General features: G+C 65.4%; 17 protein-coding genes. 14 read left to right on the forward strand and 3 right to left on the reverse strand.

Annotated elements, in window-relative coordinates; translation table 11 throughout:
• Positions 1-4 precede the first annotated feature (4 nt).
• The 12 genes from DWQ67_RS03210 (at position 5) to DWQ67_RS03265 (ending at position 9,494) form a co-directional block, all read left to right on the forward strand.
• Entirely contained in the window at positions 5-1,153 is a 1,149-nt protein-coding gene (locus DWQ67_RS03210; protein WP_121484113.1) for an MraY family glycosyltransferase, read from the forward strand.
• A gap of 105 nt (positions 1,154-1,258) precedes the next feature.
• A complete protein-coding gene (locus DWQ67_RS03215) occupies positions 1,259-1,717 on the forward strand; it encodes a hypothetical protein (protein WP_121484114.1) in 459 nt (152 codons plus the stop codon).
• Positions 1,714-1,956, forward strand: coding sequence for a hypothetical protein (locus tag DWQ67_RS03220; protein WP_121484115.1), 243 nt, complete (start codon positions 1,714-1,716; stop codon positions 1,954-1,956). Before DWQ67_RS03215 ends, DWQ67_RS03220 begins: the two co-directional genes overlap by 4 nt.
• Positions 1,957-2,032: 76 nt before the next feature.
• The gene (gene atpB, locus DWQ67_RS03225; protein WP_121484116.1) at positions 2,033-2,842 is read left to right on the forward strand and encodes a F0F1 ATP synthase subunit A; all 810 of its coding nucleotides are present in this window, start codon (positions 2,033-2,035) and stop codon (positions 2,840-2,842) included.
• Between the two features lie 89 nt (positions 2,843-2,931).
• Positions 2,932-3,147, forward strand: a complete 216-nt coding sequence (locus tag DWQ67_RS03230) for an ATP synthase subunit c family protein (RefSeq protein WP_119424218.1) — start codon at positions 2,932-2,934, stop codon at positions 3,145-3,147.
• A 51-nt stretch (positions 3,148-3,198) separates the two neighbouring features.
• Complete coding sequence (locus tag DWQ67_RS03235; protein WP_121484117.1) at positions 3,199-3,747, forward strand: F0F1 ATP synthase subunit B; 549 nt, start codon at positions 3,199-3,201, stop codon at positions 3,745-3,747.
• Positions 3,747-4,556, forward strand: coding sequence for a F0F1 ATP synthase subunit delta (locus tag DWQ67_RS03240; protein WP_121484118.1), 810 nt, complete (start codon positions 3,747-3,749; stop codon positions 4,554-4,556). Before DWQ67_RS03235 ends, DWQ67_RS03240 begins: the two co-directional genes overlap by 1 nt.
• Before the next feature lie 101 nt (positions 4,557-4,657).
• Positions 4,658-6,295 carry a F0F1 ATP synthase subunit alpha gene (gene atpA, locus DWQ67_RS03245; protein ID WP_121484119.1) on the forward strand — a complete coding sequence of 546 codons (1,638 nt, stop codon included), beginning with the start codon at positions 4,658-4,660 and terminating at the stop codon, positions 6,293-6,295.
• A 64-nt stretch (positions 6,296-6,359) separates the two neighbouring features.
• Positions 6,360-7,253: a F0F1 ATP synthase subunit gamma gene (locus DWQ67_RS03250; RefSeq protein ID WP_121484120.1), complete on the forward strand. Its 894-nt coding sequence runs from the start codon at positions 6,360-6,362 to the stop codon at positions 7,251-7,253.
• A 48-nt stretch (positions 7,254-7,301) separates the two neighbouring features.
• A complete protein-coding gene (gene atpD, locus DWQ67_RS03255; RefSeq protein WP_121484121.1) occupies positions 7,302-8,759 on the forward strand; it encodes a F0F1 ATP synthase subunit beta in 1,458 nt (485 codons plus the stop codon).
• A gap of 2 nt (positions 8,760-8,761) precedes the next feature.
• On the forward strand, positions 8,762-9,034 hold the full coding sequence (locus DWQ67_RS03260; protein ID WP_121484122.1) for a F0F1 ATP synthase subunit epsilon: 273 nt from the start codon (positions 8,762-8,764) through the stop codon (positions 9,032-9,034).
• A gap of 19 nt (positions 9,035-9,053) precedes the next feature.
• The gene (locus DWQ67_RS03265) at positions 9,054-9,494 is read left to right on the forward strand and encodes a DUF2550 domain-containing protein (protein WP_121484123.1); all 441 of its coding nucleotides are present in this window, start codon (positions 9,054-9,056) and stop codon (positions 9,492-9,494) included.
• 607 nt (positions 9,495-10,101) lie between these two features.
• Here the strand turns inward: DWQ67_RS03265 and DWQ67_RS03270 are convergent.
• Together DWQ67_RS03270 and nucS are read right to left on the reverse strand one after the other, a co-directional pair.
• Positions 10,102-10,626, reverse strand: a complete 525-nt coding sequence (locus tag DWQ67_RS03270) for a WapI family immunity protein (RefSeq protein ID WP_147433600.1) — start codon at positions 10,624-10,626, stop codon at positions 10,102-10,104.
• Positions 10,604-11,299, reverse strand: a complete 696-nt coding sequence (nucS, locus tag DWQ67_RS03275; protein ID WP_121484125.1) for an endonuclease NucS — start codon at positions 11,297-11,299, stop codon at positions 10,604-10,606. The genes DWQ67_RS03270 and nucS overlap by 23 nt, the downstream gene beginning before the upstream one ends.
• Before the next feature lie 192 nt (positions 11,300-11,491).
• On the opposite strand from nucS, the gene DWQ67_RS03280 reads away from it, so the two are divergent.
• Both DWQ67_RS03280 and DWQ67_RS03285 read left to right on the forward strand, forming a co-directional pair.
• A complete protein-coding gene (locus tag DWQ67_RS03280; protein WP_199712580.1) occupies positions 11,492-11,857 on the forward strand; it encodes a hypothetical protein in 366 nt (121 codons plus the stop codon).
• Positions 11,858-11,943: 86 nt separating this feature from the next.
• A complete protein-coding gene (locus tag DWQ67_RS03285; RefSeq protein WP_121484127.1) occupies positions 11,944-12,750 on the forward strand; it encodes an alpha/beta hydrolase in 807 nt (268 codons plus the stop codon).
• A gap of 49 nt (positions 12,751-12,799) precedes the next feature.
• On the opposite strand, the gene DWQ67_RS03290 is transcribed toward DWQ67_RS03285, so the two are convergent.
• Positions 12,800-14,083, reverse strand: a complete 1,284-nt coding sequence (locus DWQ67_RS03290) for an AI-2E family transporter (protein WP_121484128.1) — start codon at positions 14,081-14,083, stop codon at positions 12,800-12,802.
• Between the last annotated feature and the right edge of the window lie 92 nt (positions 14,084-14,175).

Consider the following 14,175-nt stretch of genomic DNA (forward strand, 5'->3'; position numbering starts at 1 on the left):
GCCAGTGAGGGTCTACCTTCTCATCGTCGCGGTGGCCTTTGTGGTCTCGGCGTCGCTGACGCCACTGGTGCGCAGCATCGGCGCGCGCACCATGGCGGACATACCCCTGCGTGCGCGGGACATGCACGCCGAACACATCCCCAAGTTGGGGGGAGTGGCGATGATCGCCGGGTTGCTCGCAGCCCTCGGTGTGGCCAGTCAATCCCCCTTCCTAGCCGGGGTCTTCACCCGGCCGGATCTGCTCATGGGGCTGGTGCTGGCGTGCCTGCTGATCCTGGTCCTTGGGGTGGCGGATGACCTCTTTGACTTGCGCTGGTACTTCAAGCTGGCCGGGCAGGTGGGGGCCGCGCTGATCATGGCCGTCTCCGGCGTGAGGCTGGAGGTGTTGCCGGTCGGGTGGTGGCACGTGGCCGAGCCCGGCTGGCAGATCGCGCTCTCCGTTTTCCTCATGGTGCTGACCATGAACGCCATCAACTTCGTGGATGGGCTGGACGGGCTGGCGGCAGGCATCGCTGCCATCGGATCCGGGGCCTTCTTCGTGTACTGCTACGCCCTGGCCCGGGATGTGAATCAGTACGACCACTCCAATCTGGGCGCGCTGCTCATGGCCATGCTCTTTGGAGCGTCGCTGGGGTTCCTGGTGCACAACTTCAATCCGGCCAAGATCTTTATGGGCGAGACAGGCGCCATGGTCATTGGCCTGATCATGGCCGTGGCCGCGATCGCCGTCACCACCGATGTGCAGGCGCTGGATCGCTTCCGCTTCCGCAATGTGCCCGCCTACATGCCGATCCTGCTGCCCATCGCCGTCATCATCCTTCCGCTGCTTGACCTGGTGCTCTCCATCGTGCGGCGCACAGCGCGCGGCAAGTCTCCTTTCAGCGCGGACCGTGGGCACCTGCATCACAAGCTGGTGGATGGCGGGTACACCCACCGCGGGGCCGTGTTGCTGCTGTACTTATGGAGTTCGTTGATCGCCTTTGGCACCGTGGCGCTGAGCTGGGTGGATCTGGCCATCCTGTTGCCCATCTGGGGCGCGCTGCTGCTCGGGGCTGCCCTGCTCACGCTGAGTCCGTGGATCCGCCGCCGGCTCTCGCAGCGTTCCCTGGCCAAGGCGCGCAGACTGGACATTGAGCGGGACGGGCGGCTGTAGGTGGCTCAGGCCCCCGTGGTTCCGCCGGTTTCGTCCTGAGTTCGACGGCAGGTAGAATAAGGATCGCGCGGCATTGTGTCGTGCACATCACCTCCCGGAGGACTCATGAGCAAGCCCACGCCCACGCCGTATGGCGTCGCCGTGGCTTCCGATGAGGACAAGACCCCGTGGATGAGCATCTTGCTCTGGTGCATGGGACTCACGGGCGCAGCCATCGTCGTGACGGCCCTGCTTGGCCTCCTCGTGGCTCAGCGCCCCGGGCTACTTTCTGTCCTGGCCGTTGGCGTGGTGGTCGTCGTTTTCTTTGGCCTCTCGCTGCTGGTGGGACACCTGGTGGGCCAGCGTGCACCCAACGCGCAACTCGCCGCCTTCATGCTGATGTACATCGTCAAGGTCATCGGCTTTGGCGCCTTCCTCCTGGTTCCGCATGATCCGTTCTGGTTCAACGGCACCTGGGTCACGATCGGGGCGGTTGTCTCGGTCCTGGTCTGGCAGGGCGTGGAGATGTACCGCTTCAGCCGCGTGCGCATGCGCATCTTCTCCGAGACGGAGGCAGGCAAATGAACCAGCAGCCAGCGTCGCGGGCAGAGGAAGCGGCCGCGCGACCAGTTCGTGAGTACATCACCTACGTCATCGCCGGTGCCATCACCTTCGGTTTGGTAGGCTTAATTCTGGGTCTGGTATTGCGCCAGAACTGGATCGTTTTCGTGGGCCTGGCCCTCGGCGCCGTCAGCGGGTTGTACCTGGCCTGGCGGCACCAAGTGGACCTCAACGGTCCCGGCAAGAACAGCAATCAATCATGACCCTTCGTATGGTCACCGCGCGGGTGCGGACTTTCCTCCCGTGTGCGTCGGCACCTGACAGCAGAGAGGAAACGCGTTGATCGCGCTTGCGCTCCCTACCGCCGCCGAAGGCGGCACTTTTACGCCGCCTGGCCTAGAGGATCTTCACCTCCCAGACATCCTGCCGTGGGGTGCCGAGTACGGCACCGGCTTCGGCAAGCAGATGCTTCTGGTCATCCTCACCGTGGTGCTCGTTTCCTGGTTCCTTGTGGCCGCCTCGCGTCGCCGCGCCATGGTCCCGGGCAAGTTCCAGTTCCTGGGGGAGTGGACGTACACCTTCGTCCGCAACTCCATCGGCCGGGACATGCTCGGTGAGCGTGAGTTCAAGAAGTACACGCCCCTGCTGGTGTCGCTCTTCCTGTTCGTGCTGCTGAGCAACATGATGGGATCCATTCCGTTCCTGCAGATTCCGACCACCTCGCATGTGGGCACCGCCTACGCGCTGGCCGGCATCGTGTACGTGTACTGGATCTACCTGGGCTTCAAGACCCACGGCGTCAAGTACTTCAAGGTCTCGGTGGTCCCCTCCGGCGTGCCGAAGGCCTTCCTGATTCCGGTCGTCCTGATCGAGATCGTCTCCACGTTCTTGGTCCGCCCCATGACGCACTCCTTGCGACTCTTCGCAACGATGCTCTCCGGCCACATGATCATCGCCCTGACCGGCGCAGCCATGGCCTACATGTTCACCAGTCTTGGCCAGTGGTGGGGTTACCCGCTCGGCTCGCTGATCTTCATTGGCGGCCTGGCCATGTTCTTGTTTGAGATCTTCATTCAGGTGCTGCAGGCCTACGTCTTCACGCTTCTGACCGCGGTCTACATCCAGACCTCCATCTCGGACGCCCACTGATTTAATACTCGTCCCCTGGGGGCCTCCCTAGGGTGCAACCATCTCCCTGTTGCCGGCGCAGACGCCGGTGACATCGTGAAAGGAAAACAATGGAAATCTCCGGTTCCCTCAATGCCATCGGCTACGGCCTCTCCGCCATCGGTGGCGGCATCGGCGTGGGTCTCGTCTTCGCGGCCTTCATCCAGGGCGTTGCCCGCCAGCCCGAGGCGCAGCGCGTCCTTCAGCCGCTGGCCTTCATGGGTCTGGCCTTCACCGAAGCCCTGGCGATCCTCGGCCTCGTGTTCGCCTTCGTCTGGAAGCTCTAATTTCTTCTCGAGCCCAGTAGTCCCTACGCATAGAAGAAAGACGGGTGAAACATGGACAACGCAGTCATTAAGGCAGCCGCAGAGGGCGCAAACCCTCTGATGCCGAACTGGTGGGAGGTGCTCGTCACCCTTGCCGGGTTCCTGATCCTGCTGTTCATCGTCGCTAAGTTCGTCGTGCCGATGTTCGAGAAGACCTTCGAGGAGCGCACCGCCGCTATCGAAGGTGGGATCGAGAAGGCCGAGGCCGCTCAGGCCGAGGCCAACGCGGCACTCGAGGAGTACAAGCAGCAGCTCACCGACGCTCGCACCGAGGCAAATCGCATCCGCGAAGAGGCTCGTTCCGAGGGCGCAGAGATTCTTGCCGAGCTCAAGGCCAAGGCCGCTTCCGAGTCAGCTCGTATCACCGAGCAGGCTCAGGTGCAGATCGATGCGGAGCGCTCAGCCGCTCAGGCCTCGCTGCGCACCGAGGTGGGCTCCCTGGCCACGCAGCTGGCCGGCAAGATCGTGGGCGAAGCACTTGATGATGACGCACGCTCTGCGCGCGTTGTTGATCGCTTCCTCACCGACCTCGAGTCACAGCGGGCAGGTGCGTCAAAGTAATGGCAGCAACAACGAGTGAGTCACGTGATCGTGCACTCGCAGAGCTAGAGCCGATGCTCAGGGGTGCGGGCTTGTCCCTCTCCCAGGAGCTCTTCGGTGTGCTCTCGGTGCTTGATTCCAACGCCGCCCTCCGCCGCGCCTTGACCGATCCTTCGAGTTCGGATGAGGCCAAGCGGGGCCTGGTCAAGGAGCTGCTCAGCAACAAGGTGTCCGCACAGACGGTCTCGATCGTCTCGTCGTTGGTCACCTCACGCTGGAGCTCCGAGCGAGACCTGGGCGACACCCTTGAAGAGCTGGGATCTACCGCCGCCATCGCGGTTGCGGAGAACTCCGGCGCTCAGGGCCTCGACGAACTGCAGGCCGAGTTGCTCGGCTTCAACGATGCCGTGGCAGCTAGCCACGACCTGCAGTGGGCCTTCGAAGACCAGTCCGCACCGGTTGCCGCCAAGGTGGCCCTCGCGGAGAAGCTGGTCCCGAATGCCTCAGACGTGGCTCGCTCGCTGATCGCCCAGGCGGTCTCGGAACCGCGCGGATTCCGCACCACCGCCTTGGTGGAGCGCTTCGTGCAGAACGTGGCACGTCGCCAGCGCCGGTGGATTGCCACCGTGAGCGTTACCCGTCCGTTGACGGATCAGCAGCGCCGCCGGCTCGTGGAGGGCCTCAACTCCCTCTACGGCCGCGACCTTCGCCTGAACGAGGTGGTGGACCGCTCCCTCGTGGGTGGCCTCCGCGTCGAGGTGGGTGATGAGGTCGTGGATGCATCCGCAGCCACGCGCCTGGCCGAGCTTCGCCGTCGTCTGGCCAGCTAGCGCATCGCGTTAGCTGAGCACACGACTAGACCACACAGACTGAATACCTTAGCCGGGGGCGGAACCTCTCGGCTGATGAACCAAGAGAGCAGGGACTGCAGATGGCCGATCTGACCATCAATGCCGACGATGTCCGCAACGCCCTCAACGACTTCGCCAAGTCCTTCGAACCGGACGCAGCGGAGCGCGTGGAGGTGGGGCACGTCGTTTCGGCTGGTGACGGTATTGCCCATGTCGAGGGTCTTCCCTCGGTCATGGCCAACGAATTGGTGCGCTTCGAGGATGGCACCCTGGGCCTGGCCCAGAACCTTGACCGCCGTGAGATCGGCGTCGTCATCCTCGGTGACTACTACGACATCGAACAGGGCCAGGAGGTCCACCGTACGGGCGAGATCCTTTCCGTCCCCGTCGGAGACAACTTCCTGGGTCGCGTCGTCGACCCGCTGGGAAACCCGATTGACGACCAGGGCGAGATCGTGCCCGAGGGCCGCCGCGCCCTCGAGCTTCAGGCCCCGGGCGTCACCGAGCGTCAGTCTGTCAGCGAGCCGCTGCAGACCGGCCTCAAGGCGATCGACGCCATGATCCCGATCGGCCGTGGTCAGCGTCAGCTGATCATCGGTGACCGCCAGACCGGCAAGACCGCCATCGCGATCGACGCCATTCTGAACCAGAAGGCCAACTGGGCCTCCGGTGACGTCACTAAGCAGGTCCGCTGCGTGTACGTGGCAGTCGGCCAGAAGGCGTCGACCATCGCGGCCGTGCGCCAGACCCTGGAGGATCAGGGCGCCATGGAGTACACCACGATCGTGGCCTCCCCGGCCTCTGACGCGGCTGGCTTCAAGTACCTGGCTCCCTACGCCGGTTCTGCCATTGGGCAGCACTGGATGTACGGCGGCAAGCACGTTCTGATCATCTTTGATGATCTCTCCAAGCAGGCCGAGGCCTACCGCTCCGTGTCGCTGCTGCTGCGCCGCCCGCCGGGACGCGAGGCCTACCCGGGCGACGTGTTCTACCTGCACTCTCGTCTGCTGGAGCGTTGTGCCAAGCTCTCCGACGAGATGGGCGCTGGCTCCATGACCGGTCTGCCGATCATTGAGACCAAGGCCAACGACGTGTCGGCGTTCATCCCGACCAACGTCATCTCCATCACCGACGGCCAGATCTTCCTGCAGTCGGACCTCTTCAACGCTAACCAGCGTCCGGCCGTGGATGTGGGTGTGTCCGTCTCCCGCGTGGGTGGCGCCGCTCAGATCAAGGCCATGAAGAAGGTCTCCGGCACGCTGAAGCTGTCCTTGGCTCAGTACCGCGACATGGCCGCATTCGCCATGTTTGCCTCGGATCTGGATGCCGCTTCTAAGCAGCAGCTGACCCGTGGTGCGCGTCTGATGGAGCTGCTGAAGCAGGGCCAGTACCAGCCGTACGCGGTGGAGGATCAGGTCGTTTCGATCTGGGCCGGCACCAACGGTTACCTGGATGATGTCCCCGTGGAGGACGTGCTCCGTTTTGAGCGCGACTTCCTGGACTCCCTGCGTCGTCGCACCTCTGTGCTGACCACCATCGCGCAGACCGGCAAGCTTGAGGACGAGACGGTGGATGCCATGAAGGCAGCCATCGATGAGTTCAAGGCCGGCTTCTTCGGCGATGGCGACAACCACCTGGTTGCCGCTGGCCACGAAGAGCACGATGCCCTGGGCGCCGACGAGGTGGCCCAGGAACAGATCGTCACTCAGAAGCGCTGACCGCTTCCCGTGAGGGTGGGTGGGGGAAACCCCACCCACCCGGCCGGGAGAGGAAAGGACACCCATGGGAGCCCAGATCAGGGTTTACCGCCAGAAGATCAGCTCGACTACGTCGATGCAGAAGATCTTCAAGGCGATGGAGCTGATCGCTACTTCCCGTATCGGCAAGGCCCGCGCTCGTGTGAGCGCGTCACTGCCCTACGCGAAGGCGATCACCCGCGCCGTCTCTGCAGTCGCTTCTCAGTCCGAGGTTGACCACCCGCTCACGCGTGAGCCTGAGACCAGCACCCGTTCGGCCGTATTGATTTGCGCGTCCGATCGTGGCCTGGCCGGCTCGTACTCCTCGAGCGTGCTCAAGGAGGCCGAGCAGCTTCTCACGAAGCTCAAGGCCGAGGGTAAGGAAGTTGATGTGTACCTCTACGGCCGCAAGGCCGAGGCGTACTTCGACTTCCGTAACCGCACCACCAAGCGTGTGTGGACGGGCAACACGGATGAGCCGCTGTTTGAGACCGCCAAGGAGATCGGCGCTGCCGTTCTCGAGGCGTTCAATCAGGACACTGCTTCGGGCGGCGTGGACGAGATTCATCTCGTGTTCACGCAGTTCAAGTCGATGGTGACGCAGGAGCCCAACGTGGTCCGCCTGCTTCCCCTTGAGGTGGTGGAGGAAAAGGTCAGCGAGAAGACGACCGACCTCCTGCCGCTGTACGAGTACGAGCCGGAGCCGGAGCAGGTGCTTGATGGCCTGCTTCCCCGTTACATCGATTCGCGCGTGTTCGCTGCTCTGCTGCAGGCTGCCGCGTCTGAGTTGGCAGCTCGTCAACGTGCCATGAAGACCGCTGGCGACAACGCCAGCGAGCTCATCAAGAAGTACACGCGACTGCGTAACAACGCCCGCCAGGCGGAAATTACGCAGGAGCTGACCGAGATCGTGGCCGGCGCTGATTCGCTCAGTGCTTGAGTTACGCCCTATTCAGACACGCAGCCAAGACCAAGTGAAGTGAGAGAGATGACTGCTCAAGTTACCGAAGCGGGGACGACCGCTGTGCCGGGTGCCACCGGCCGCATCGCCCGCGTCATCGGCCCGGTCGTGGACGTCGAGTTCCCGGCGGACGCGATCCCGGCCATTTACAACGCGCTGACCGCTCAGGTCACGCTCGCGGGCCAGTCCCGCACCATCACGTTTGAGACCAGCCAGCACTTGGGTGACAACCTGGTGCGCGCCATCTCCTTGCAGACCACCGACGGACTCGTCCGCGGTGCCTCTGTCCAGGACACCGGCGCCTCGATCTCGGTGCCCGTGGGCCCCGAGGTCAAGGGTCACATCTTCAACGTGCTGGGTGAGTCCCTTGACGTCCCGATCGAGGAGATCGGCGTTAAGGAGCGGTGGCCCATCCACCGCAAGCCCCCGCACTTCGCGGACCTTGAGGGTTCCACGGAGATGCTGGAGACCGGCATCAAGGTCATTGACCTGCTGACCCCGTACATCAAGGGCGGCAAGATCGGCCTGTTCGGCGGCGCCGGCGTGGGCAAGACCGTGCTCATCCAGGAGATGATCACCCGTGTTGCTCGCAACTTCGGTGGTACCTCCGTGTTCGCCGGTGTTGGCGAGCGCACCCGTGAGGGCAACGACCTCTGGGTTGAAATGGAAGAGGCCAACGTCCTCAAGGACACCGCCTTGGTGTTCGGCCAGATGGATGAGCCGCCGGGAACGCGCCTTCGCGTGGCCCTGACCGGCCTGACCATGGCCGAGTACTTCCGTGATGTCGAGAACCAGGACGTGCTCCTGTTCATCGACAACATCTTCCGCTTCACGCAGGCCGGTTCCGAGGTTTCCACGCTGCTGGGCCGCATGCCCTCCGCCGTGGGTTACCAGCCCAACCTGGCGGATGAGATGGGTCTCCTTCAGGAGCGCATCACCTCCACCAAGGGTCACTCGATTACGTCGATGCAGGCCATTTACGTGCCTGCTGATGACTACACCGACCCGGCCCCGGCCACCACGTTCGCTCACCTGGATGCCACGACCGAGCTGTCCCGCGAGATTGCCTCGCGTGGTCTGTACCCGGCCGTGGATCCGCTGACGTCCACGTCTCGTATTCTTGACCCGCAGTACGTGGGCCAGGCGCACTACGACACGGCCGTTCGAGTGAAGGTCATCCTGCAGAAGAACAAGGAACTGCAGGACATCATCGCCATCCTTGGTGTCGATGAGCTTTCCGAAGAGGACAAGATCGTCGTGGCTCGCGCCCGTCGTATCCAGCAGTTCCTCTCGCAGAACACCTACACCGCCAAGCAGTTCACCGGCGTTGAGGGCTCCACGGTCTCCATCAAGGAGACCATCGAGGGCTTCACGGCCATCTGCGACGGCGAGTTGGACCACGTGGCTGAGCAGGCGTTCTTCAACGTTGGCGGTCTTGATGACGTCATGCGTCAGTGGGACGACATCCAGAAGAGCACGAAGTAGTCATGGCCGAGCTGGACGTCGAGGTCGTCGCCGCGGATCACTTTGTGTGGTCCGGGGCGGCGCGCCGCGTGAATGCCTTCACGGCGGACGGTGACATCGGCGTGCTGCCGGGTCACACCCCCGTGATCGCGCTGCTGGCCGCCGGTCGTGTGGAAATCGAGCCCACTGAAGGCGCTCGAGTTCACATTTCGGCCGACGGTGGTTTCTTCTCCGTGGAGAACAACCGAGTCACGATCGTGGCCGACGACGCCGTTATCGTCGACGCCGCGTCCTAAGGATTCGGTTCTAGCCGCGTTGGACACCTTCGCTATTGTTCTCATCATTCTGGGGGTCATCCTTGCCCTCCTGGTGGGTTACTTTGCGGCTGTGGGCGTGCGGCGCTCACAATTGCGCCGAACACTGGGCACCTTCGATGCGTCTCTACGCATGGGGGGTGCCCGGTGGGCTCCCGGCATCTGTCGCTACGCCGATCACCGGCTGGAGTTCCTGGCCCTGATCTCCGTCTCGCCCATCCCGATTAGACGGTTCGAGCGCTCGTCGCTTGAGCTCAAGGGATGGACCGATCCGGAGCCGCAGGACCGCTCGCGCATGCCGGCGGATGCCATCGTGGTCTCCCTGAGCAGCGATGGAAAGCCGTTCGACTTAGCGATGAGTTACGCGGCGTACACGGGCTTGAGCTCGTGGCTGGAGGCTGGCCCTGTGGCCGGCGTCGGCAGCTGGCGCCAGGGACTTTGAGCCCTCGGGCTGGCGAACTGAATGACTCGACGAGGCCCCGCCTCTCCCTCACCGGAGCGGCGGGGCCTCGTCGCGTCCGGGGCAAGGGGCCGCAAGCGGGCTTATCGCTGGTGAGCGGGCGTATGGGGTGCTTGGCGTCGATAGGGCCGCTTGTCCGGACTGCTTGGGCGGCGTGCGGATGGGCGACGGCGTCCGGTCGCCTCGCGAGCGGCGGCGTGCCCGGGGCGGCGTGGCGAGGGGAGGGGAAGCGGGCTTATCGCGGAGAAGCGGGCGTGTGGGGTGCTTGGTGTCGATAGGGCCGCTTGGGGCGGCGTGCCGGTGGGCGACGGCGTCTGGTCGCCTCCCGTGCGGCGGCGGCGTGCCCGGGTCGGTGGGGCGAGGGGAGGGGAAGCGGGCTTATCGCGGAGAAGCGGACGTGTGGGGTGCTTGGCTTCGATAGGCCCGCTTGGGGCGGCGTGTTGGTGGGCGACGGCGTTCGGTCGACTCCCGCGTGGCGGCGTGCTCGGGGCGGCGGGGCGAGGGGGTGCACGCGGGCTTATCGCGGAGAAGCGGGCTTGTGGGGTGCTTGGCGTCGAAAGGCCCGCTTGCGGCAGCGTCCGCGAGGCTGTTACGAGCGCGGAGGGAGCGCCTCAAGCGCCGTGAACCACGCCGTGGCCGCCTCCGCCAAGTCCTCGCGGTCCGCCTCCACCTCAAGCACGTCCGGCCAGGCCTCGGGGATGCGCGGCTCATCGTCGGATTGGGGCAGAACGATCGCCAGGCGCACCGCGTCCTGGTCCACCGAGCGCAGACCGAAGGCCAGCAGGGGTTCGTGGAAGTCCAGAAGCGTGAGCGGGGGATCGGGCAATTCGCCCGGGGCGGTCGCGGCAAGGGAGGTCCACCAGGCTCCGAGCGAGGCAGCCTCACGCAGGGTCAGCGCGGCCTCGGCGAAACGGGAATCAAAGCCCGGCGCGGTGAGCCGAACCCCAATGTTGAGCCACTGGGAATCGGGATTCTGGCTGTCGGTGGTGCCAGGGAACTCGTAGCCCTGCACGCTCAGGTAGAGGGTATGCCCCTCATCATCTGCCCAAGCGGTCTGCACATTCAGGGACTCGCCGCCGGTGCCCTCCATCTCAGAAGAGTCGGGAGTCGGCATCGTCCACGCCACGCATCGCGTCGTAATCCAGGACCAGGCACTGGATGCCACGATCCTCGGCCAGGGTGCGGGCCTGCGGCTTGATTTGCTGGGCCGCAAAGATGCCGCGCACCGGGGCAAGCAACGGGTCCCGATTCATGAGCTCCAGGTAACGGGTGAGTTGCTCCACCCCGTCAATGTCGCCGCGGCGCTTGAGCTCCACGGCAATCGAAGAGCCATCCCCGTCCCGGGCAAGGATGTCCACGGGACCGATCGCGGTCATGTACTCCCGCCGCACCAGCGTTGAGCCGGATCCGATCAGGTGAATCTGTTCTGCCAGCAGGCGCTGAAGGTCCGCCTCCACGCCGTCCTTGATGAGCCCGGGATCCACGCCCAAATCATGAGAGGTATCAGAGATTTTCTCGGTAATCCGGATGGTGAGGTGATCGTCGGTCTTGGAGTGTTGCACTCGCCAGACCTCCACCACGCCCTCGGCGCGTTCCTCCTCGGACGGCCCCTTGGCATGCATGGTGGCCGGGGGGCTCATCCAGTTCAGCGGCTTATAGCTGCCGCCGTCCGAGTGGATCAGCACCGATCCATCCGCCTTCACCATCAGCAGGCGCTTGGCCAGCGGCAAATGGGCGCGCAGACGCCCTTCATAGTCAACGGAGCACTTCGCTATTACCAAACGCACGCCATTGATCCTACCGGCGCGGCCGGCCCTGAGCCGCCAGGCGGCACCGGGGGAGGGGCGGGCACATCGGTCACCGCGCGGTGGTGTGTACCAGCGGCCCGACGCCGTCAGGCGGCACCCGACCACGCGGCGTCGGGCACCTCACACGCAGCGGTGCCCCGGCGCCGTGACCACGGTGAGAGAATGGCGCACGTGCCACGCTCCAACCATCCCAAGCCGCGCCGATCCTCGGGGCGCTCGTCGCAGCGCCCCTCCGGTCGGCAGGCAAACCGGCCGGTGACCGGCGGCGGTTGGGACCTGGACGGCCAGGAGGGGTGGCGCCATCACGGGCTGTCCACGCTGCAGCACTTTGCCGACGGATCGTGGCATGTGCGCGCGATCCCCTCCTATGCCGCGGCGAAGGAGTATCGCTGCCCGGGGTGCCAGCAGGTGATCAGGCCGGGGGTCTCGCACGTGGTGACCTGGCGGGCGGACGGGCCGCGATCGGACGCGCAGGTGGAGGCGGACCGCAGGCACTGGCACCAGCGCTGCTGGGAAAATCACTCTCCCCGGCGCTAGCCCGCCGCTAGGCAACCGCTCGCCAGCCGCTAGCCCGCCGCTAGCTCGGCGCTCACACCAGCCGCTCCGGTGCCTAGGATGGTGGGGTGACTCAGACTCCCGCCACCCCCGCGCGCCCCGTCTACCGCTACGAGCGTGAGCCGGTTCAGTTGCGCTCCAACACGATTCTGCCCGCGCTACGCGAGGACATTGAGCTGCACACCGAGGACGGGCTCACGCTGGTCGGCGAGTTGGCGCTCCCGGCAGAGGGGCAGCCACGGGCCACCCTGGTCACCCTGCACCCGCTGCCGACCCACGGCGGCTTCATGGACTCCCACGTGTACCGCAAGGCAGCATGGCGCCTGCCCTCCCTGGCTGGGCTGGCCGTGCTGCGTTTCAACACGCGCGGCACATGCTCGCCACGCGGCTGCTCAGAGGGGCAGTTTGAGGAGGGCGACGGCGAGCGGGCGGACGTGCTGGCCGCGATGGATTTTGTGCGCGAGCGCGGGCTGCCGAACCCCTGGCTGGTGGGCTGGAGCTTTGGCACGGAGCTGACGCTGAAGTACGGGACGCTTCCCGCCGTGGCGGAACAGATCCGCGGCGCGGTGTTGCTGTCCCCGCCCCTGCACCGCGCCGGCGACGCCGACCTGGCGACCTGGGAGGCAAGCGGCCTGCCGCTCACCGCCCTGGTCCCCGAGTTTGACGACTACCTGCGCCCGGCCGAGGCCGCGGAGCGCTTTGGCGCCCACGCGCCGGGTGCCGCGGTGGTGGGCATCGACGGCGCAAAGCACCTTTGGGTGGGGGAGAAGTATGTGCGCCGGGCGCACCAGGAAATCGTGGACGCGGTCCTGGGCGACGACGCGGTGCAGCTTCCGGGGCAGGTCACCGGGCCGGTGGCGACCGCAGCGGCCTAAGCCGCCCGGGGTGAGCAGCCCCGGCGTGAGCCGGACCGCGGCCCCTCGGTCAGCGCCGTTCCTGGCGCTTGACCCAGACTTCCTTGACCAGCAGCATGACCGCGGCGGCAAACGGGATGGCCATCAACGCTCCGGCCACGCCGAGCAGGGTGCCGCCGGCGATCACCGCGATGACGGCAACGGCCCCGGGCACCTTGACGGCGCGGGCCATGATCTTGGGAGAGACGAAGTACGCCTCCACCTGCAGGTAGGCGAAGTAGCAGATGGCGTACACCAGCGCTGGCTGCCAGCCGCTGCTAAAGAGCGTCACGAGCACCACCAGAACGCCGGCCACCACGCCACCGACCAACGGGATGAACGCCAGGATGGCCACGCATAGGGCCAGCAGGGAGGGGTAGGGCACGTTCAGGATGCTCATGAGGATGAACGCCAGGAGCGCGTTGCACAGGGCCACGGTGGCCTGGCCCATGACGTAGTTGCCGACGCTGCGGGTGATCTCGTCACCCAGTTCGCGGGTGCGCTTGCGGCGCGAGCGCGGCACCAGGGAGTACACAAAGGCCTTGAGTCCGGGAAGGGAGACCAGGAAGTACACGGCAAGCACCAGCACAATGAGCGTGCCGAACGCCGCCTGACCCACGAAGTTACCCGCGCCGATCACGCCGTTGAAGACCCCGCCCATGGCGGAGGAGTCCCGAAGGACCTTCTCCACCTGCTCCTGTGCCTGATCCACCAGATGGAACTGCTGATCCCATTGTTGGATGGTCGGGTTGGTAGTGACGGCGTCAATGATCTCTGGCGCGCGCTGCGCCAGCTGACTGATCTGCGTGACCAGTGCGGGAATCAGGGTCGCGAGGAACGCCCCTGCCAGGGCCAGGAGCAGGACGATGACCACTCCGACGCCCACTGCCCGGGGCCACTTGCGCTTCTCAAAGAAGCGGACGATGGGATCCAGGCCAAGCGCGATGAACAGCGCGACGGCAATCCACATCAGCAGCTGAGTCAGGCTGGAGAGAACCAGCCACAACATCAGCGCGATCGCGACGCCGATGGCGAGCCCAAACCCGGTGCGCACCGGGCGCAGCGTGAAGAGATCCCGCACGGACTCCGGCAGCTCATCCGTGTCCTCGTCCTCTTCCTGCTGCTTGGTGCGCAACAACTTGGACAACCACTTGGGCGCCAGGCCACCTCCGGCGCCGTGTGCGGCGTCCTGGGTGGCGGTGTCCGCGTCAGGGTGAGCGGTCGACGACGCTGGCGTCGAGTCAGCGGGCGCAGCGGCGGTTCCGTGCTCCGGGTCCTCGGAAGAGGGCGCGGGAGAGGGATCGGAGACGTTCATAGACCCCAGATTAGCGGTGCCGGGAGGGCGCAAGGTTCTTTGGTGGCCGAGCGCGTCTTTCAGGCACGGCACAGACTGCTTGTTTAAGATAG

The organism is Galactobacter caseinivorans, assembly GCF_003640665.1.
GTDB lineage: Bacteria > Actinomycetota > Actinomycetes > Actinomycetales > Micrococcaceae > Galactobacter > Galactobacter caseinivorans.

Bases quoted from the DNA above. Each gene is read 5' to 3' on its own strand.
- atpA (WP_121484119.1), top strand. From the start codon at position 4,658: ATGGCCGATCTGACCATCAATGCCGACGATGTCCGCAACGCCCTCAAC.
- DWQ67_RS03230 (WP_119424218.1), top strand. From the start codon at position 2,932: ATGGAAATCTCCGGTTCCCTCAATGCCATCGGCTACGGCCTCTCCGCC.
- DWQ67_RS03235 (WP_121484117.1), top strand. From the start codon at position 3,199: ATGGACAACGCAGTCATTAAGGCAGCCGCAGAGGGCGCAAACCCTCTG.
- DWQ67_RS03240 (WP_121484118.1), top strand. From the start codon at position 3,747: ATGGCAGCAACAACGAGTGAGTCACGTGATCGTGCACTCGCAGAGCTA.
- DWQ67_RS03290 (WP_121484128.1), bottom strand. From the start codon at position 14,083: ATGAACGTCTCCGATCCCTCTCCCGCGCCCTCTTCCGAGGACCCGGAG.
- DWQ67_RS03250 (WP_121484120.1), top strand. From the start codon at position 6,360: ATGGGAGCCCAGATCAGGGTTTACCGCCAGAAGATCAGCTCGACTACG.
- DWQ67_RS03215 (WP_121484114.1), top strand. From the start codon at position 1,259: ATGAGCAAGCCCACGCCCACGCCGTATGGCGTCGCCGTGGCTTCCGAT.
- DWQ67_RS03220 (WP_121484115.1), top strand. From the start codon at position 1,714: ATGAACCAGCAGCCAGCGTCGCGGGCAGAGGAAGCGGCCGCGCGACCA.
- atpD (WP_121484121.1), top strand. From the start codon at position 7,302: ATGACTGCTCAAGTTACCGAAGCGGGGACGACCGCTGTGCCGGGTGCC.
- DWQ67_RS03270 (WP_147433600.1), bottom strand. From the start codon at position 10,626: ATGCCGACTCCCGACTCTTCTGAGATGGAGGGCACCGGCGGCGAGTCC.
- DWQ67_RS03260 (WP_121484122.1), top strand. From the start codon at position 8,762: ATGGCCGAGCTGGACGTCGAGGTCGTCGCCGCGGATCACTTTGTGTGG.